This window comes from Cryobacterium sp. M15 (assembly GCF_002929675.1).
Lineage (GTDB): Bacteria > Actinomycetota > Actinomycetes > Actinomycetales > Microbacteriaceae > Cryobacterium > Cryobacterium lyxosi.
This window is the reverse complement of record NZ_PJJW01000040.1, coordinates 25,203-42,016: the sequence shown is the minus strand read 5'-3', so window position 1 is coordinate 42,016 and position 16,814 is coordinate 25,203. Positions and strand designations below refer to the sequence as shown.

At 62.8% G+C, this 16,814-nt stretch carries 16 protein-coding genes and 2 tRNA genes; 4 read left to right on the top strand and 14 right to left on the bottom strand.

Going from position 1 to position 16,814, the window contains the following annotated elements; translation table 11 throughout:
* Nucleotides 1–10 precede the first annotated feature (10 nt).
* From CXY83_RS13390 to CXY83_RS13380, 3 genes are all read left to right on the top strand, one after another.
* Nucleotides 11–373 (top strand): GntR family transcriptional regulator, encoded by a 363-nt coding sequence (locus CXY83_RS13390; RefSeq protein ID WP_104197836.1) that lies wholly within the window; start codon nt 11–13, stop codon nt 371–373.
* 101 nt (nt 374–474) lie between these two features.
* Complete coding sequence (locus CXY83_RS13385) at nt 475–2,538, top strand: M3 family metallopeptidase (RefSeq protein WP_104197835.1); 2,064 nt, start codon at nt 475–477, stop codon at nt 2,536–2,538.
* 107 nt (nt 2,539–2,645) lie between these two features.
* Entirely contained in the window at nt 2,646–3,413 is a 768-nt protein-coding gene (locus tag CXY83_RS13380; protein WP_146069938.1) for a hypothetical protein, read from the top strand.
* Nucleotides 3,414–3,441: 28 nt separating this feature from the next.
* On the opposite strand, the gene clpX is transcribed toward CXY83_RS13380, so the two are convergent.
* From clpX to CXY83_RS13355, 5 genes are all read right to left on the bottom strand, one after another.
* Entirely contained in the window at nt 3,442–4,719 is a 1,278-nt protein-coding gene (gene clpX, locus CXY83_RS13375) for an ATP-dependent Clp protease ATP-binding subunit ClpX (protein WP_104198095.1), read from the bottom strand.
* Between the two features lie 133 nt (nt 4,720–4,852).
* Complete coding sequence (locus CXY83_RS13370) at nt 4,853–5,536, bottom strand: ATP-dependent Clp protease proteolytic subunit (RefSeq protein WP_104197833.1); 684 nt, start codon at nt 5,534–5,536, stop codon at nt 4,853–4,855.
* Nucleotides 5,537–5,563: 27 nt separating this feature from the next.
* Entirely contained in the window at nt 5,564–6,166 is a 603-nt protein-coding gene (locus tag CXY83_RS13365; RefSeq protein ID WP_104133107.1) for an ATP-dependent Clp protease proteolytic subunit, read from the bottom strand.
* Nucleotides 6,167–6,346: 180 nt separating this feature from the next.
* Nucleotides 6,347–7,789 (bottom strand): trigger factor, encoded by a 1,443-nt coding sequence (tig, locus tag CXY83_RS13360; protein ID WP_158251886.1) that lies wholly within the window; start codon nt 7,787–7,789, stop codon nt 6,347–6,349.
* A 43-nt stretch (nt 7,790–7,832) separates the two neighbouring features.
* Nucleotides 7,833–7,906: transfer RNA gene (locus tag CXY83_RS13355), tRNA-Pro, on the bottom strand.
* A 184-nt stretch (nt 7,907–8,090) separates the two neighbouring features.
* On the opposite strand from CXY83_RS13355, the gene CXY83_RS13350 reads away from it, so the two are divergent.
* Nucleotides 8,091–8,161: transfer RNA gene (locus tag CXY83_RS13350), tRNA-Gly, on the top strand.
* Between the two features lie 96 nt (nt 8,162–8,257).
* Here the strand turns inward: CXY83_RS13350 and CXY83_RS13345 are convergent.
* The 9 genes from CXY83_RS13345 to CXY83_RS13305 all read right to left on the bottom strand — a co-directional run bounded on the left by CXY83_RS13345 (nt 8,258) and on the right by CXY83_RS13305 (nt 16,760).
* On the bottom strand, nt 8,258–9,136 hold the full coding sequence (locus tag CXY83_RS13345) for a type II secretion system F family protein (RefSeq protein WP_104197831.1): 879 nt from the start codon (nt 9,134–9,136) through the stop codon (nt 8,258–8,260).
* Nucleotides 9,137–9,146: 10 nt separating this feature from the next.
* Nucleotides 9,147–10,103 (bottom strand): type II secretion system F family protein, encoded by a 957-nt coding sequence (locus CXY83_RS13340; RefSeq protein WP_104197830.1) that lies wholly within the window; start codon nt 10,101–10,103, stop codon nt 9,147–9,149.
* Nucleotides 10,100–11,554, bottom strand: coding sequence for a CpaF family protein (locus tag CXY83_RS13335; protein ID WP_199184968.1), 1,455 nt, complete (start codon nt 11,552–11,554; stop codon nt 10,100–10,102). Before CXY83_RS13335 ends, CXY83_RS13340 begins: the two co-directional genes overlap by 4 nt.
* Nucleotides 11,551–12,405 carry an AAA family ATPase gene (locus tag CXY83_RS13330; RefSeq protein ID WP_158251885.1) on the bottom strand — a complete coding sequence of 285 codons (855 nt, stop codon included), beginning with the start codon at nt 12,403–12,405 and terminating at the stop codon, nt 11,551–11,553. The genes CXY83_RS13335 and CXY83_RS13330 overlap by 4 nt, the downstream gene beginning before the upstream one ends.
* 80 nt (nt 12,406–12,485) lie before the next feature.
* Nucleotides 12,486–13,211: a Flp pilus assembly protein CpaB gene (locus CXY83_RS13325; RefSeq protein ID WP_158251884.1), complete on the bottom strand. Its 726-nt coding sequence runs from the start codon at nt 13,209–13,211 to the stop codon at nt 12,486–12,488.
* A gap of 8 nt (nt 13,212–13,219) precedes the next feature.
* Nucleotides 13,220–14,236 carry a TadE/TadG family type IV pilus assembly protein gene (locus tag CXY83_RS13320; protein WP_146069936.1) on the bottom strand — a complete coding sequence of 339 codons (1,017 nt, stop codon included), beginning with the start codon at nt 14,234–14,236 and terminating at the stop codon, nt 13,220–13,222.
* Nucleotides 14,224–14,643: a TadE/TadG family type IV pilus assembly protein gene (locus CXY83_RS13315; protein WP_233200950.1), complete on the bottom strand. Its 420-nt coding sequence runs from the start codon at nt 14,641–14,643 to the stop codon at nt 14,224–14,226. Before CXY83_RS13315 ends, CXY83_RS13320 begins: the two co-directional genes overlap by 13 nt.
* Nucleotides 14,644–14,749: 106 nt before the next feature.
* Nucleotides 14,750–14,950, bottom strand: a complete 201-nt coding sequence (locus CXY83_RS13310; protein ID WP_104197826.1) for a Flp family type IVb pilin — start codon at nt 14,948–14,950, stop codon at nt 14,750–14,752.
* A gap of 208 nt (nt 14,951–15,158) precedes the next feature.
* Nucleotides 15,159–16,760, bottom strand: a complete 1,602-nt coding sequence (locus CXY83_RS13305) for a multicopper oxidase family protein (RefSeq protein ID WP_104197825.1) — start codon at nt 16,758–16,760, stop codon at nt 15,159–15,161.
* Between the last annotated feature and the right edge of the window lie 54 nt (nt 16,761–16,814).

Here is a 16,814-nt window from a genome sequence, read left to right as displayed (position 1 = left end):
GCCGTGGCACATGATCACCATCGACGAAGACCAGGCCACACCGCCGTTCGAGCAGATTCGGGCCCAGCTGGCGGATCAGATCCGGGCTGGATCGCTCGTGGCGGACCAGCGGCTGCCCTCGATGCGCCAGCTCGCGACCGATCTGGGGATAGCGACGGGCACCGTCGCGCGTGCCTATGCCGCGTTAGAGGCGGCGGGGCTCATCTCGACCAGTCGGGGCAGTGGCACCAGGGTGCGCGCCGGTCAGGGCATCGACGACGAATCTCGTGCGAGTGCGCGACTCTTCGCGCAGGCCCTACATCGACGGGGAGTCAGCCTCGACGATGCGCTCAGCGCCGTGCGCGCCGAGTGGTCGCGCACCAGTAACTCGTAACTCGGGCGGGTGGGCTGCTCGATGTCCGACATCGGCGTCAGAACTCCGACGCGCAGCTGGCCCCGCACGAGCGTGGCGGCTGCCTTGGCTAGTGTGGACGCATGGCTTCCACAGCGAACAACCCTTTTTTCACGCGCAGCACGTTGCCGTACCAGCTGCCGCCCTTCGCGTCTATTACCGAGGAACACTATCGGCCGGCCTTTCTGCAGGGCATGACCGAGCAGCTCGCCGAAGTCAGCGCCATCACCGGCACAGCGGATGCCCCCAGTTTCGACAACACGCTCGTCGCCCTCGAGCGCAGCGGACAAATGCTCGCCCGTGTCTCTGCGGTCTTCTTCAACAAGAGTTCGTCCGACTCCAGCGACTTCACGAACGAGCTCGAAGAAGAACTCGCGCCGCTGCTGGCCGCCCACACCGACGCGATCCGGCTCGATCCCGTCCTCTACGCGCGTCTCGAAGCCGTGCACGAGCAGCGCTCCAGCCTCCCACTCGACGCCGAATCGTTGTACCTCATCAACCGCTATTTCACCGAATTCACATTGGCCGGCGCCGGCCTGAGCGATGACGACAAACAGTCACTGCGTGATGTCAACTCGCGGCTGTCGACCCTCACCACCCGCTTCGAAAAGAACCTGTTGGCCGACACCAACGAGCTCGCCCTCGTCATTGACGACGTGGCCGAGCTCGACGGACTCACGGATGGCGAGATCTCGGCGGCGGCCGAGGCCGCTCGGGAACGCCAGCTCGACGGCAAATACCTGATCAACCTTGTGCTCCCCACCTCGCACCCCTACCTTGCGAGCCTCACCGACCGGGGGGTGCGCGAACGGTTGCTCGCGGCGAGCCGAGCCCGCGGCATCCGCTCGGATGCGACGGGAGCGGCCAACGACAACCGGCCTCTCGTGATCGAGATTACTCACCTCCGCGCCCAGCGCGCCCGCCTGCTCGGGTTTGACAGTCACGCCGCTTACGTGACCGCCGATGAAACCGCCAAGTCACCCGATGCCGTCTGGAACCTGCTCGGGCGCCTCGCGCCAAACGCTGCCCGCAATGCCCGCGTGGAACAGGCCGACCTGCAGGCCGTGGTCGATGCCGAGGGCGGCGGTTTTGAGCTGGCTGCCTGGGACTGGGCGTTCTACACCGAGAAGGTGCGGCAGGAAAAGTACGACGTGGACACCGCGGCCATGCGCCCCTACTTCGAACTCGAAAGCGTACTGACCAATGGCGTCTTCTACGCGGCCAACCAGCTCTACGGGCTGACCTTCACGGCGAAGCCCGAATTGGTCGGCTGGCACCCCGAATCGCGCGTCTTCGAGGTCACCACGGAAGAGGGTTCTGCGCTTGGTCTGTACATCGGCGACTTCTACACTCGCGATTCCAAGCGCGGCGGAGCCTGGATGAACGCCCTGGTCTCGCAGTCAGCGCTGCTCGGAACCGATACGACCGTGGTCTGCAATAACCTCAACGTGTCGAAACCTGCTGCCGGGCAGCCGACTCTGCTCACCTACGACCAGGTCACCACCCTGTTCCACGAATTCGGTCATGCCCTGCACGGGCTCCTGGCCCGCGCGGCCTATCCCAAGTTCTCTGGAACCAACGTGTATCGGGACTTCGTGGAATTCCCCAGTCAGGTCAATGAGATGTGGATGCTCTGGCCCCAAATACTTTCCAACTACGCCCGTCACTACCAGACCGGTGAGGCGATGCCGCAGCAGTTGGTGGACCGCATCCAGGCGTCATCGACTTTCAACGAGGGCTTCCTGACCAGCGAGTATCTCGCCGCAGCACTCCTCGACCAGGCCTGGCACCGCATTGACGCCGACACCACCGTCGCCGACGTCGCCCGGTTCGAAGCGGATGCCCTCGCTTCTGTTGGACTGGACAATCCGGCTGTTCCCACCCGCTACGCGAGCACGTATTTCGCGCACACATTCTCGGGAGGATACGACGCCGGGTACTACTCCTACATCTGGAGCGAGGTACTCGATGCCGACACCGTGGAATGGTTCAGGGATAATGGCGGCCTGACTCGCGCCAACGGCGATCGTTTTCGTGATCGCCTGCTCGGAGTCGGCGGCACTCAGGATCCGCTCGAGGCCTACCGGCATTGGCGCGGCCGGGACGCCGATCTGCAGCCACTGCTCGACCGACGCGGCCTCAATTAGGACAAACACCTAGCGGGATGGGCCGCAGGCGCCGCCGAGCAAATACTTTCCAGGACCCTCAGTATTTGGGATGTGTTAACGGCGTCGGCACCGTAAGCTACGTGCCCATGGACATTCCGACAGTTCGTTCTCACGGCCCTGGGGTGCGCTGGTTTCTCTGGGTCGTCGCCATCGTTTTCGCACTCATGTTGCTGGGTGGGGTTGTGTCACACTACCTACGCGAAAACATCGACATCACGACCCCGGGCTGGCGCATTCTCAGCGCCCTGGCGAGCCTGCTCTACGCCGACGGTGAAGGGAACCTCTGGGCGTGGGCGTCTGGGCTGCTCCTCTCCGGCATCGCGTTGTGCTTGGTCGCCGTCGGGTTCGCCGTTCGCAATGAAGCAAAACGGGGTGCACCGTACTTCATTCTCGCCGCCATCGCCCTCGAGTTGTCGGCCGACGAAATCGCCCAACTGCACGAACAATTGGCTCGATTCGATCTCGGCACCGGCTTCACGTTTGCCTGGCTCACAATCGGTGTGCCATTGGCCATTGTCGCCGGCCTGCTCATGCTCTGGGTCGCCCGTTCGATCGACCGACAGCTTCGCCGCCGACTCATTGTCGCGGGAGCCATCTACCTGTTCGGCGCCGTTGGCTTTGAAGCCATGGGCGGCATCGTCGTGGGAGGCCGCCTCGATGACCTATCGCGCGGCAGCTTGCCGTATCACCTGCTCGTCGGCATCGAAGAGGGACTTGAAGTGACCGGCGCCCTCCTCGCCCTGAGCGCCGCACTATCGGCGCTGACCATCGAGCGCACGGTAGCCGGGATCATCCTGCGGGCACGATTGGCCCAAACGGGTGACACCGCCGCCAAGCGTTCGTCGGTGTCATGAGCGCAGGCCCCCGCACGATGAGCCCGACTTAGGCCGACTTCACCTGGTGGGTCTTGTGCAGCACCATCTCAGCGGGCGCGTTGTTCAACACCGTATCGCGCGTGATGATGACGCGGTCCACGTCGGTGCTCGACGGAACCTCGAACATGACCGGGCCGAGTACCTCTTCGAGGATGGCTCGCAGGCCTCGGGCCCCGGTCTTTCGGAGCACGGCGAGGTCGGCAATGGCTTCGAGTGCCGGCTGTTCGAACTCGAGCTCAACCCCGTCGAGCTCGAACATGCGCTGGTACTGTCGCACGAGCGCGTTCTTGGGCACAGTCAGAATTTGCATGAGGGCCACTTGATCAAGCTGCGTGACCGTCGTGACGACGGGCAGACGCCCGATGAATTCGGGAATCAGTCCGAACTTGTGCAGGTCTTCGGGCAAAACCTCACTGAACAGGTTGATGTCGTCGCCCTTGACGTGCAGGGGAGCTCCGAAACCGATGCCCTTCTTGCCGGCGCGGGACGAGATGATGTCTTCGAGCCCGGCAAAAGCGCCGGCCACGATGAACAGCACGTTCGTGGTGTCGATCTGAATGAATTCCTGATGCGGATGCTTGCGCCCACCCTGCGGGGGAACCGAGGCGATCGTGCCCTCAAGAATTTTCAGGAGCGCCTGCTGCACGCCCTCGCCCGAAACATCACGGGTGATCGACGGGTTTTCGGCCTTGCGGGCGATCTTGTCGATCTCATCGATGTAGATAATGCCTGTCTCGGCCCGTTTGACGTCGTAGTCTGCGGCTTGGATGAGCTTGAGCAAAATGTTCTCGACGTCTTCGCCGACGTACCCGGCCTCGGTGAGGGCCGTCGCATCCGCTACGGCGAAGGGAACGTTGAGGCGCTTGGCAAGGGTTTGGGCGAGATAGGTCTTGCCGCAACCGGTCGGGCCGATGAGCAGAATGTTGGACTTGGCGATCTCGACGTCGTCGTGGATAGCCTCGGCGGCGGTGAGTGTAGCCCGGGACCGGACACGCTTGTAGTGGTTGTAAACGGCAACGGCGAGGGCACGCTTGGCAGGTTCCTGGCCAATGACGTATTCCTCCAGGAAGCCGAAGATTTCTTTGGGCTTGGGGAGGTCGAACTCGCCGGTCGTGTCTTCAGAGCCGGCTTCAGCCAGGCGCTCTTCGATGATCTCGTTGCACAACTCGACGCATTCATCGCAGATATACACGCCGGGGCCGGCGATGAGCTGTTGCACCTGCTTCTGGCTCTTTCCGCAGAAGGAACACTTGAGCAGGTCGGCACTTTCACCGATTCGGGCCATGTCAGCCTCCTCCATTGGTCTCGCTGCAATTTAGCCTAGTCCGTGCATCCGACAGTTAGGTGCAGCACGCAATAAACCGAAACGGCGCGCCGCCCGCAGGCGACGCGCCGGTCAGGCCGGTTCAGGCCACAGGCTACTTGACGAGCATTGGAAGGTTCTTCCGGCTGGTCAGAACCTGGTCGATGAGACCGTATTCGAGGGCCTCTGCTGCGCTCATGATCTTGTCGCGGTCGATGTCCTTGTTGACCTGCGTCACGCTGCGGTTGGAGTGGTGGGCGAGGGTCTCTTCGAGCCAGACGCGCATGCGCAGAATCTCAGCCGCCTGAATCTCGATATCCGAGGCCTGGCCGCCGCCCTGGCCGCCAACCGAGGGCTGGTGAATGAGGATGCGCGCGTTCGGCAGGGCGAGACGTTTGCCCGCGGTACCGCCGGCCAGAAGCACGGCCGCAGCAGATGCCGCCTGTCCGAGGCAGACCGTCATCACGTGGGGTCGAATGTACTGCATGGTGTCGTAAATCGCCGTCATGGCGGTGAACGATCCACCGGGCGAGTTGATGTACATGGTGATGTCGCGATCCGGGTCCTGGCTCTCAAGCACGAGGAGCTGGGCCATCACGTCATCGGCCGAAGCGTCGTCAACCTGCACACCGAGAAAGATGATGCGGTCTTCGAACAGCTTTGCGTAAGGGTCCTGGCGCTTGTACCCGTAGGCGGTGCGCTCTTCGAAGGTGGGAAGGATATAGCGGGATTCGGGCGAGTTCTTGGTCGAGCCGCCCATCGAGCTGTAGGCCGTTCCACCGAATGTGGGGATAGTCATGATTTCTTCCTGTTCAGTTTCGGCGGACTACTTGGTGGCGTCGGCGTCGGGATCGGTGCCGCCGCCGCCGATGACATCCGAAGCGGATGCGCGGAGGTGGTCGACGAAACCGTACTCGAGGGCTTCCTGAGCGCTGAACCAGTTGTCGCGGTCACCGTCAGCGTTGATCTGCTCGGGGGTCTTGCCGGTCTGCGCGGCTGTGATCTCCGACAGTCGCTGCTTCATATCGAGGATGAGGCGTGCCTGTGTCTGGATATCGGCCGCCGTGCCTCCGAATCCGCCGGACGGCTGGTGCAAAAGCACACGAGCGTTCGGAGTGATGTACCGCTTACCCTTGGTGCCCGAGGTGAGCAGGAACTGGCCCATCGAGGCCGCCATCCCGATGCCGACCGTGACGATGTCATTGGGTACGAACTGCATCGTGTCGTAGATCGCCATTCCAGCGGTAATCGAACCACCGGGAGAGTTGATGTAGAGATAGATGTCGCGCTTTGAGTCCTCGGCTGCCAGAAGTAGAATCTTGGCGCAGATCTCGTTGGCGTTTTCATCACGGACCTCTGAGCCGAGCCAGATGATGCGGTCCTTCAGCAGTCGGTCAAATACACCGTTAGTGGGTGTCGGGTCGGCCATGTCGTGCTCCGTTTCAGTTGTCGCTTCTCAATGAATCTATCGGAGCGCGCGGCGGAAAACGGCTGTGTTCGCCCTCGGCAGATAACCGGGCGCACGCCCAGGCTCCCACAGCATGCAAAAGGCCGACCGGAGTGAATCCGGCCGGCCTATGCACGCGCTTAGGGAGTAGTACTACGCACGCTACTTCTTAGCAGCGGCTTTCTTCTTTTTCGGCTTCTCGTCGACCTCTGCGTCAGCCTCGGCAACGGGTGCAGCATCAACGGGTGCAGCATCAACGGGTGCAGCGTCAACGGGTGCAGCGTCAACGGCCGCGTCAGCAGCATCCTCTTCGCCAGCACCCTCATCGTCGACCGGGCCCGTGAACTCGCTCAGGTCGACCGGCTTGCCGTTGGAGTCAACGACCTCAGCCCGACCCAGGGCAATGGCGAGGGCCTTGTTACGGGCAACCTCGGCAACCATCGACGGAATCTGGCCGTTGGTGTTGAGCGTCTGAACGAACTCGCTCGGGTCCATGCCGTACTGGCTTGCACCCTGGATGAGGTACTGGGTGAGCTCGTCCTGGCTGACCTTGACCTGCTCAGCTTCGGCGATCGTGTCGAGCAGGATCTGCTGACGGAAGGTCTTCTCGCTGGCTTCGGTGACCTCGGCGCGGTGTGTGTCGTCCTCGAGGCGGCTTTCGCCCTCGAGGTGACGGTTCACCTCGTCGAGGATGATCGCGGCGGGGATCGGAACCTCGACCGAGCCGAGGAGCGTCTCGATGAGACGCTCGCGGGCCTGGCTACCCTGTCCGAAGGCCTTGGACTTCTCGACCTGGACCTTGAGGCTCTCGGTGAGCTCAGCGATCGTGTCGAACTCGCTCGAGATCTGAGCGAAGTCGTCATCGGCGGCGGGAAGCTCGCGTTCCTTCACGGCAATCACGGTGATGGTGATCTCAGCCGTCTCACCCTCGTGGTCCCCACCCATGAGGTCGGAATTGAAGGTCGTGGTCTCGCCCGCGCTGAGCGAGTCGAGCGCTTCGTCGATACCGTCTATGAGGTCGCCGGAGCCGACCTCATAGGAGATGCCGCTGGCGGTGTCGACCTCTTCGCCGTCGATTGCGGCGTTCAGGTCGATCTGAGCGAAGTCACCGGTCTTGGCGGGACGATCGACGGTGATGAGCGTACCGAACCGGCTACGCAGCTTGTCGAGTTCTTCGGCAACTTCTTCGTCGGATACCGCGACGGCATCAACGGTGAGCTTGAGGCCGGCGTAGCTGGGCAGGTCGATTTCGGGGCGTACGTCAACCTCGATAGCGAGGAGCAGGTCACCGGAGAAGTCGGTGTTGCTCGGCCATTCGACGATGTCGGCCTCTGGACGACCCAGGGGGCGCAGCTTGTTCTCTTCGACAGCCGCACGGTAGAAACCGTCGAGACCCTCGTTGACGGCGTGTTCCAGGACAGCGGCCTTGCCGACGCGCTGGTCGATGATGGCCGGCGGGATCTTTCCCTTACGAAAACCGGGGATGTTGATGTCCTCGGCGATGTGGCCGTAGGCGTGGGTGATGGCTGGCTTCAGCTCGTCGGGGCTCACCGTGATGGTGAGCTTGGCGCGCGTGGGGCTCAGTTTTTCGACCGTGGACTTCACTCGAGACTCTCCTGTGTATTGAAACGGTGTGCTGCGGATAATGTCGGGGCGACAGGAATTGAACCTGCGACTTCTCGCCCCCAAAACGAGCGCTCTACCAAGCTGAGCTACGCCCCGGATCTACTTCGACCCATCGATACTGCTTTGTTGGGGAACCAATCTGTTGGCGGAAGCGAAAGCTCACGACAGGCGGATTGACCTCGCCCAGTCTAATGCACGCCGTTCGAACGGATGCGCCCGCACTGGCAAACGTCCCCCGGTTTCCTGTACTAGGATACTCGAGTGCTCAAATATTGAGCCTGGGGACGTAGCTCAATGGTAGAGCCTGAGTTTTCCAAACTTATGACGCGGGTTCGATTCCCGTCGTCCCCTCCCTTGTTCGGTCAGTCGTTTCGGCTGCGGCTGTGACCGTCACCCCACGAAGAACCGTGTCCGCTGCTGTAGTGGAGGCGGTTCTTTGTGCGCACCTTAGAGCGAGAAGGCCTTGACGATGTTGATCACCGCGGGGGTCAGCAGCACGATGAACAGCACCGGCAGAATGCAGAAAACGAGCGGGAAGATTACCTTGACCGGTACCTTCATGGCTTGTTCCTCGGCACGCTGGCGGCGCCGCAGGCGCATCTCCCCCGCCTGCACACGAAGCACGTCGGCAATTGCAATGCCATAAGTATCGGCCTGAATGACCGATCTGGTGAAGCGGCGCAGATCGGCGGAATCGGTGCGTTCGGCGAGTGCCTGGTACGCGTCCTTGCGGGTTCGGCCTATGCTCATGTCCTGCAGGGTGCGAATGAGCTCCTCGGCCAGCGGCCCTGACCCGTTTGTTCCGGCCTTGCTCATGGCTGCTTCGAACCCGAGACCGGCTTCGACCGAGATGGTCATCTGGTCGAGCGTGTCGGCGAGCGCGTTCTGCATGGTCGCTTGACGTTCCTGACCATGGCTATAGAGCACCAGGTCTGGCACGAAGAAGCACAGCACGACCAATAAGCTGCCGAGCAGAATGCGTAGCGGAATCGGGTCATTGCTGATCCACAGCACGGCGAGCAGGAGCCCGGCACCGGCCAAAGCTGGTTTGGCCATAAAAATCTTGTCGAGGGTCCACGCTGCCGGGCGGCCGGCCAGGTTGAGACGATGTTCGAGAAATCCCAGATACCCCTTCGGCGCAAAATTCCGGCCAGAAGCGACCCAACCCGTGCGCGAAGTCAGCAGCCCGGGGCCGCTCATTCCGGGCAGCGCGGTGACGGCGTCGGCGACGGGATCGGTTCGGCGTGAGCCGACCAGAATAGCCACGAGCGCGGCGAGGCCACCCGCCACGGCGAGGGCCGCGAAAAAGGCGAGCAGTGTCGACATCCGCTTCTCCTTAGAATTTCACTTTGACGACGGCCATCATCCAGAGCGACCCGACAATGAGCAGGACGGCGGCCACGATGAGCGCGATGATGCCGAATATGTTGCCGAGGAACCCGTTGAAATAGTTGGGCTGGGTGATGACCAGAAAGGCAAACACTCCGATCGGCAACAAGACGAGCACCCACGCGGAGAGTTTTCCCTCGGCGGCGAGCGCCTTGACCTGGCGCCGAACCTGATTGCGTTCCCGAATGGTGTGTCCCACCTGGCCGAGCACCTCTGAGAGGTTGCCACCAGCCTCCCGGTTGATCGAGATAGCCTGGGCCACCCACTGAAAATCGTCACTGCGCATGCGTACAGCGGTGCTCTCGAGCGCATCGCTCAGGTCACGGCCGATGCGCGTTTCGTTCACAATGCGCGCAAATTCGTCGGAGGTGGGCTGTTCTGTTTCGTGAGAAACGGCATCCACTGCCCGCATCAGGCTGTGCCCGGCGCGCAGTCCGCCGGCCAGAAGACTGAGGGATTCGTCCAGCTGATCGGCGAATTTGGCGCGTCTGCGCCCGGTTCGCAGCCGCAGCCATACCTTGGCTCCGACGACGGCCAGCGCCGCGAACAGAGTCATGATCGGGAGCACCCAGATAGTGCCCTCACTGAGCAGCAGACCCAGCAGGGCTGACACTGTCGCAGCCGAGATCACCATGAGCATGAAACCGGATGGCTGCAGTCGGATTCCGGCCTGCTCCAGTTCCGACGCGGTGAACGGCACCACGTTGCGTCGCCGAATGACCCGGTCGATCGCCCCGACCGTGCGATCGGTGAGCCTGGTCAGCCCGGAGGCTTGCACGGCCCCCGGAGCGCGGCGGCGATCTAACGGCACCCGCAACATCGGCGGCGCGATGACGAGAAACACGACGACGAGCATCGCGACGACAACGCAGAGCACGCCGATCGCAAAGGTCGCGGTGTTCATCGCAGCGCCTTCGTGCTTCGCGTCAGCAGGTCGGCCTGGAACACGCTCGGGTCCAGGGCGATACCGAGGTCGCCGAAACGTTCGGCAAACCGTGGGCGAACGCCGGTGGCAACGGCGCGACCGAGCAGGTTTCCATCGGGATCGACCCCGGCGTGATGGTCGAACACGAACACGTCCTGCAGGGTAACGATCTCGCCCTCCATGGTTTGCACCTCTGTAACGTGGGTAATGCGCCGGGAACCATCTTTCATTCGACTGATCTGCACGATCACGTCGATGGCGGCGGAAATCTGTTCCCGGATCGCTCGCACCGGCAAGTCCATACCCGCCATGAGCACGAGCGTTTCCAAGCGGGCGATGGCATCGCGCGGAGAGTTGGAGTGCACCGTGGAAATCGATCCCTCGTGACCGGTGTTCATGGCCTGAAGCATGTCGAGGGTCTCGCCGCCGCGACACTCACCGATGACGATGCGGTCGGGGCGCATGCGCAGGGAGTTGCGTACGAGGTCGCGAATGCTGACCTCGCCCTTGCCCTCAATGTTGGCGGGGCGCGACTCTAACCGAATCACGTGCTCCTGCTGCAGCTGCAGCTCGACGGCATCCTCGATAGTCACGATGCGCTCGTGCTCGGGAATGAACCCGGACAGCACGTTGAGCAGTGTCGTCTTGCCGGTACCCGTGCCACCCGACACGATGATGTTCAGCTGCCCCTTGACGCAGGCGTCGAGCACCTGGGCCATCTCGATACTCATCGTTCCCAACCGGATGAGGTCGGTGACCGTGAACGGTTCGCGCGCGAATTTGCGAATGGTGAGGGAGGAGCCGTCCACGGCGAGCGGCGGGATGATGGCGTTGACGCGTGAGCCGTCGGCGAGGCGGGCGTCAACGAGCGGTGACGATTCGTCAATGCGTCGACCGACCTTGGACACGATGCGCTCGATCACCCGACGCAATTGGGCCTCGCTGGTGAAGCGCGTATCGCTGCGGGAGAGCCTGCCGAAACGTTCCACCCAGATGTGCTCGTGCCCGTTGACCATAATCTCGGTCACGGTGTCATCGTCGAGCAGCAATTCAAGCGGCCCGTAGCCGAGCACATCGTCGCCGATCTCATTGATCAGGCGGGCCCGCTCATCGGAGTTGAGCGGCACCTGCTCGTCGGTGACGATATTGCCCAGCTCGGTGCGCGCGTAGCTGTGCAGCTGCTCTTCGGTGAGGCTCGAATCGTTGAGCCGAAACCCAATGCGCTCGAACAATTCTTGGGCGGCCCGCTCCTTGATGTCGGCGAGCGGATCGACGGCGATCGGCGCCAATTCAACTGGTGGGGCGGTGCGGGCCGCCGGCACGACGCCGTCGTCAGGCACGCTTGGCAGCGGATGCAGCGGTGCGGTGCGGTCGACGCGGGGCAGCGGACCGTCGCGCAGTGCGGCGTCCATTCGTTCATTGAGTCTCATGAGACAACCACCCTCTTGTGTAGCTGAAAGGTTTTCTTCGGGGCACCGGCGTCAAACCGTGCGACCAGCTTGTCCAGCGCGCGCGTGACGGGATTGCGCCCGCCCTCCTGCAGCACCGGTACGCCGCGATTTGTCGACACCGAGACCAGGGTAGAGCGCGGAATGGCGATGTCGACCGGCACTCCGATCGTCGCCTCGACGTCCCGAACGCTCAGCCCACTGCGCCGATCGGCGAGGTTGAGCACGACGTGACGCTGCGGCGGCATAATGCCGATGCGCTCGAGCACGGCGAGCTCTTTGCGCAACCCCCGGGCGCTGGGCACCGTCATGTCGCAGAGGAAGACGGCATCGGTGGCCAGTTCCAGAGCAGCAAGGGCATGATCGCCAAGGCCCGGCGCCGTGTCGATGATGATGTACCGAAACACGTCGGCGAGTTGATTGATGAGATGACCGAGCTGTTCCCCGGTGACGCGATCGCCGGCATCCGGCTGGTCGGAACCGCACACCGTGTAGAAGCCGCTCGGATGTGCGGTCAGCGACGACTTGAGCACCATGAGGTCGTCGACGGCGCTCCCCAGAACGACGTCGGGCAGGGTCAGCGTCGGTTCCAGGGACAGCGCCATGGCAACGTCTCCGAATTGCACGTCAGCATCGATGAGTACGACGGAGTGCGGGGCCAGCCGGGCGAGTCCGACGGCGAGGTTCGTGGCGACCGTGGTTTTGCCGAGGCCGCCCTTCGGGGCGACGACCGCGATAATGCGTCGCCGCGGTGCGCTGCCAGCCGGAGGAAGGTCTTGTGCCGCCGGCTGGAAACTCGTCGCCGCTGCCGGGCCGACGGGTTCATCAGGCATTTCGATGACCACCTGGTCGGGTACGGGGCTTACTCCGCCGAGGCTACCCTGCGGGAGCGGCCCGAAACTCTGCATCTGCCTCACCGGAACAGCTCCGACCCATCGACGACCCGGGATCCTGCCTCGGAGGCCATGTCGGGTTCGATCGTGAGCCAGACCGTTCCAAACTGCTGGCCCCAGACCAAAGACTCGATGTCAGGAGTGGTGCGAGCCAGGGTGACCATGATGACGCTCACCGGGGCAGCGTCGGCTCCGGCGTCGGGCGTCGTGGTGGTGCCGGCCTGCACTGCCGTGACCAGTACCTTGTGGAAGACCTGCTTGCTCAGCAGAACTTCCGTTCCGTCGACAGTTTTGGTCGCGGTGATCACCACCCCCACGGTGTCGCCGGCTTTGAGCACGCCGCCCACGACTCGCTCCAGCGGTAGGGCGAGGGTGAGAACCTGCATGCCGTCCGGAACCTTGACGTCACCGCGGGCGGCGAGGTCGGCCGCTTCGACCCAACGGGAACTGATCAGCTGCTCGCCGGGCACGAGCGCGGCATCCGCTACCGTGCCGGCCAGTGCGCTGAGTTTGGTCACCCGGCCGGGAACGGCGGCCACCGCAGGAATCTGCTTCTCTTCAATGAACGTGGTGATGTCTTCGGCCTTGGTGCCCTGCGGAATCTGAGTCGTCACGACGAACACGGAGACCAGGGCTGCGCCGTCGGCGGCTCGGGCATCGGCACCACGCACGTAGCCAGTGAGCGCGAAGGTGCCCACAAGGGCCAAGACGATCGCGACGATCGCACCGATGAGTCGAGTCTTCATGGCATCTCCTATTTGGTCAGTCTGACGACGAAGCCGTTGAGCGTCGGGCCACCGAGCACGAAGTCGGGGTCGACTTCGACCCATCGTTCGAATTTGCCCTGGATGAATCGAGCGTTACCGGCACAGGCCTTGGCCTTGTCGTCCATACACGCCGGAGCAGCCGGGTCAACGTTGTTGAGCAGGGACCCATTGCCGAACTTCCAGCCGGTCACCGTGAACGAGGCAAAAGCGTAAATGTGGAAGGTTCCCTTGCCGCCCGGATTGGTCGAGGCGTCGAAGACAGGGATAAGGACGGTCTGGTTCTCGAGTCCGGCGAGCACTTCGTTACAGTACTTTGGCGGATCGTTGCCGGGGTTGCTACCAACGCTCGCGTCCGCAAGGTCTACTTGAGTCTCACAGGTGTTGGCGAGCTGGTCGAGCCATCCGAAACCGCCGGGAATGTCCGGGCTGGATGGTGTTTTCTTGCAGGTCTTATTCTCGTCGTAGCGAATTGTGACGAGGCCCGGTGTCGGCAGAAGTCCTGTGGCCAGAAATTCACAATACGACAGTGCCAGCGGAAACACCGGCCCGGACTGGGGCCCACCCCAGGTCGCGGTTGCTGCCGCTTTGACCGTAGTCGAGTCTGTACCGATCATGCGGGCAAACGGATGGCTGAGCGCGTTCGCCCCCGACGTCTCGCGCGTACTTGCTTCGACGCGAACGCTGGTGGTGGGGGGGACGCTGCTGGTGGTGTGAAATGTCGGCGTCAGAACGTTGGAGGTGCCGTCGTTGGAGTTGGCGTCCGCAAAGGAATCTGCCTGCGTCACGGCCGTGGTCGGGGAGTTGCACAGGCCGTCGATTGCGCAGTTGCGGGCGATGGAGAGTGCCGCCGCATCCGCACCGTTCTGCAGTTGGGCTTTTTCGGCGTAAAGGGCGCCGACGTCGATCGCGATCGCCAAGAACCCCAGCAGGGGAATCATGAGGATGCCGACCATGACGGCGCTGGAGCCGCGCTCGGCGCGTAGCAGATGATTTAGCCACCGCACAGCATGACTCCTGTCCCAGTCAGCGGTATCGATGTGTATGGCAAGTAACCCGAGATGAGATCGACCGTGTACGTGACCTTGACCTTGACGGTCAAACCGGCCGCACAGCTGCTTGGGGTGACGGTGACTTCGGCCGGAGTGAGGGGTACGGACGGAGCAGCCTGAAGAGTGGCTGCCTTCGCGTTGGCAACCGCACCGCCGACGTCTGTAGGCTGGTGAATCGCCATCGAACGGGCACCCGCACGGGCGGCGCCGGTGAGCGAAATCTGTATGTTGTACAGCCGGCCGAACTCGATGATGAAGAAAATAAGAATGATCAGAATTGGCAGTACCAGCGCGAACTCCACCGCTGCGGCGCCACGTTCACCGGAATGCAGGCGCATCAGTCGTCGACGTAACTCCAACATCGCAGGTCCTTTCTGCTTGCGCGGCGGCGACTTCCCTGAGGAGGCCGCCGCCGAACAACACCATCGTGGCGTGCGGTCGGGCGATTAGCCGACCGCTTCGATAAAGCTAAGGAGCTACTACCGGGGCGTTGATTTCGCCGGCGACTCCATCGAAGAGGGCTTGCAGGTTGCCGCCGAGCAGGGTGACGCCGGCGATGATGGCAACGGCGATGAGCGAGACCATGAGGCCGTACTCCACTGCGGTCGCGCCCTTTTCTTCTGAACGCAGGCTGTTGGCGAATGCGGAAATCTGGGTGAAAAACTTCATGTCGGGTCGTCCATTCTGTGAGAAATCAGCCCAGGTGCCGATCAATACCTGAAAGTTACTTGCTATGAGAATTGCTCACAAACACCCAAAATGGGACTGGTCAACCGCGCAGGGGTAGGCAATAATGTTGAGCCGAAAAAAGTACCGTGTAATTCAGCAGCCCTGCGGCTCAGCAGCTGATTGGCTCAGCACCTAATCGGCTCAGCGCCTAATCGGTGTAGTGGCCGTGGGTCGTGCTGACCGGGCGCGGCCCGCTTCCCACGGCCAGGTTCTCTTGCGGAACGATGACGTCGTGTGCGGTCGGCGGGGTGCCGGCTTGCTCACCGGGCTTGACCACGACGAACTGGCCCATCATTCCGGCATCTTCGTGGGCAAGCATGTGGCAGTGGAACATATACGGAAAGTCCGGATCGGTATATTCCGCGAACTGCATGATGAGTTCGTAGCGCACACCGGGCTCGAGATAGATCGTGTCCTTCCAGCCCGAGAGTTCGGCCGACGGTAGCTCGGTACCCACCCGCAGTACCTGAAACTGCATGGCGTGAACGTGAAAGTTGTGTGGCAACGGCATGGCATTATCGACGGTCCACACCTCGGTGGCACCGGCCTCGACGGTCTCGTCGATGCGTGTCATGTCCATGAGCCGGTTGTTGATCGTGTAGCCGTTGAGGGTGAACGAGCGGTCGACGGAGGCATCCGCTTTCTGGAGTGGCTCGATGTTCGCCAAGGTCGTCGATACGGCGCCGATGCTGCCGAGAGTGTCGGCCGCGCGCAACTCCAGCACGTCGAGCGTGTCATCACCGGCGTTGCGGGTCGCCGCTCGGGCCGAGGTGCCGAGGTTGGGCGGGGTGGACTGCAGCTTCACAGTCTCACCCGGGATCACTTTCACGAGGATCTCGGCGCGCTCCCCCGGTGACAAGCGGATGCCGTCCATCGGTGCCGCCTCAGTGAGCAGTCCCCCATCGGTTCCGATCAGGTCGAAGGACCGGCCGTCGCTGAACCCGAAGTCGTACACGCGCGCCGACGACCCGTTGACCAGGCGCAAGCGCACCATCTCGGTCGTCACGTCGAAGTACGGCGCGAGGGTGCCGTTGACCAACAGCTCATCGCCGATCGGACCGATGTAACCACGCACGTTGCTGATGAATTGGCCCTTAGCGTCGAAGCGGCGATCCTGCACCACAACGGGTATGTCATCGACTCCGTAGCTGCGGGGCAGGTTGAGTGCGGCCTCCTCGTCGTCCTGGATCAGGAACAGGCCGGCCAGGCCCATTTCTACCTGGTGCTCGGTTGTGCCGGCGGGATGCGGGTGGTACCAGAGGGTTGCGGCGGGCTGGTCGATCGTGAAGTTCGGGCTCCACTGTGCGCCCGGCTCGACCATCTGGTGCGGGCCGCCGTCCATCTTTGCGGGCAGGTTCATGCCGTGCCAGTGCACGCTCGTAGCTTCCTGGAGGTTATTGGAGACATTGATGCGCACGTTTTCGCCGCGCTCGGCGACGAGGGTGGGGCCGAGGTAGCTGCCGTTGTAGCCCCAGGTGGCGGTGCTGATGCCCGGCACGAACTCGCTCGTTCCCTCTTGGGCGGCGAGGTCGAAGACTCGCTCACCCGCGGCATTCACGGTCGATTCGGCCAGCGGCGGGATCGCGAGCGGATTGACGAAGTCGATGCTGCCGACGGTGTCGATGACGCCGGCGCCGTTGTCGCTCGAGCAGGCGGTCAGTGCGACGGTAATGACGACCGCTCCGACGATGGCACCGCTGACGATGGTTGCAACACGCCGGAGTGGCCGGGCAAATCGACGATGGATCATGACTTTATTTTCGCAGCATGCCCGACACCCGAGTACCACGCGTGCTGGCCCCCT

What these genes read in the sequence shown, in the direction of transcription:
- CXY83_RS13390 (WP_104197836.1), top strand. Translation starts at nt 11, where the DNA reads ATGATCACCATCGACGAAGACCAGGCCACACCGCCGTTCGAGCAGATT.
- CXY83_RS13385 (WP_104197835.1), top strand. Translation starts at nt 475, where the DNA reads ATGGCTTCCACAGCGAACAACCCTTTTTTCACGCGCAGCACGTTGCCG.
- CXY83_RS13380 (WP_146069938.1), top strand. Translation starts at nt 2,646, where the DNA reads ATGGACATTCCGACAGTTCGTTCTCACGGCCCTGGGGTGCGCTGGTTT.
- clpX (WP_104198095.1), bottom strand. Translation starts at nt 4,719, where the DNA reads ATGGCCCGAATCGGTGAAAGTGCCGACCTGCTCAAGTGTTCCTTCTGC.
- CXY83_RS13370 (WP_104197833.1), bottom strand. Translation starts at nt 5,536, where the DNA reads ATGACTATCCCCACATTCGGTGGAACGGCCTACAGCTCGATGGGCGGC.
- CXY83_RS13365 (WP_104133107.1), bottom strand. Translation starts at nt 6,166, where the DNA reads ATGGCCGACCCGACACCCACTAACGGTGTATTTGACCGACTGCTGAAG.
- CXY83_RS13345 (WP_104197831.1), bottom strand. Translation starts at nt 9,136, where the DNA reads ATGTCGACACTGCTCGCCTTTTTCGCGGCCCTCGCCGTGGCGGGTGGC.
- CXY83_RS13340 (WP_104197830.1), bottom strand. Translation starts at nt 10,103, where the DNA reads ATGAACACCGCGACCTTTGCGATCGGCGTGCTCTGCGTTGTCGTCGCG.
- CXY83_RS13335 (WP_199184968.1), bottom strand. Translation starts at nt 11,554, where the DNA reads ATGAGACTCAATGAACGAATGGACGCCGCACTGCGCGACGGTCCGCTG.
- CXY83_RS13330 (WP_158251885.1), bottom strand. Translation starts at nt 12,405, where the DNA reads ATGCCTGATGAACCCGTCGGCCCGGCAGCGGCGACGAGTTTCCAGCCG.
- CXY83_RS13325 (WP_158251884.1), bottom strand. Translation starts at nt 13,211, where the DNA reads ATGAAGACTCGACTCATCGGTGCGATCGTCGCGATCGTCTTGGCCCTT.
- CXY83_RS13315 (WP_233200950.1), bottom strand. Translation starts at nt 14,643, where the DNA reads ATGTTGGAGTTACGTCGACGACTGATGCGCCTGCATTCCGGTGAACGT.
- CXY83_RS13310 (WP_104197826.1), bottom strand. Translation starts at nt 14,950, where the DNA reads ATGAAGTTTTTCACCCAGATTTCCGCATTCGCCAACAGCCTGCGTTCA.
- CXY83_RS13305 (WP_104197825.1), bottom strand. Translation starts at nt 16,760, where the DNA reads ATGATCCATCGTCGATTTGCCCGGCCACTCCGGCGTGTTGCAACCATC.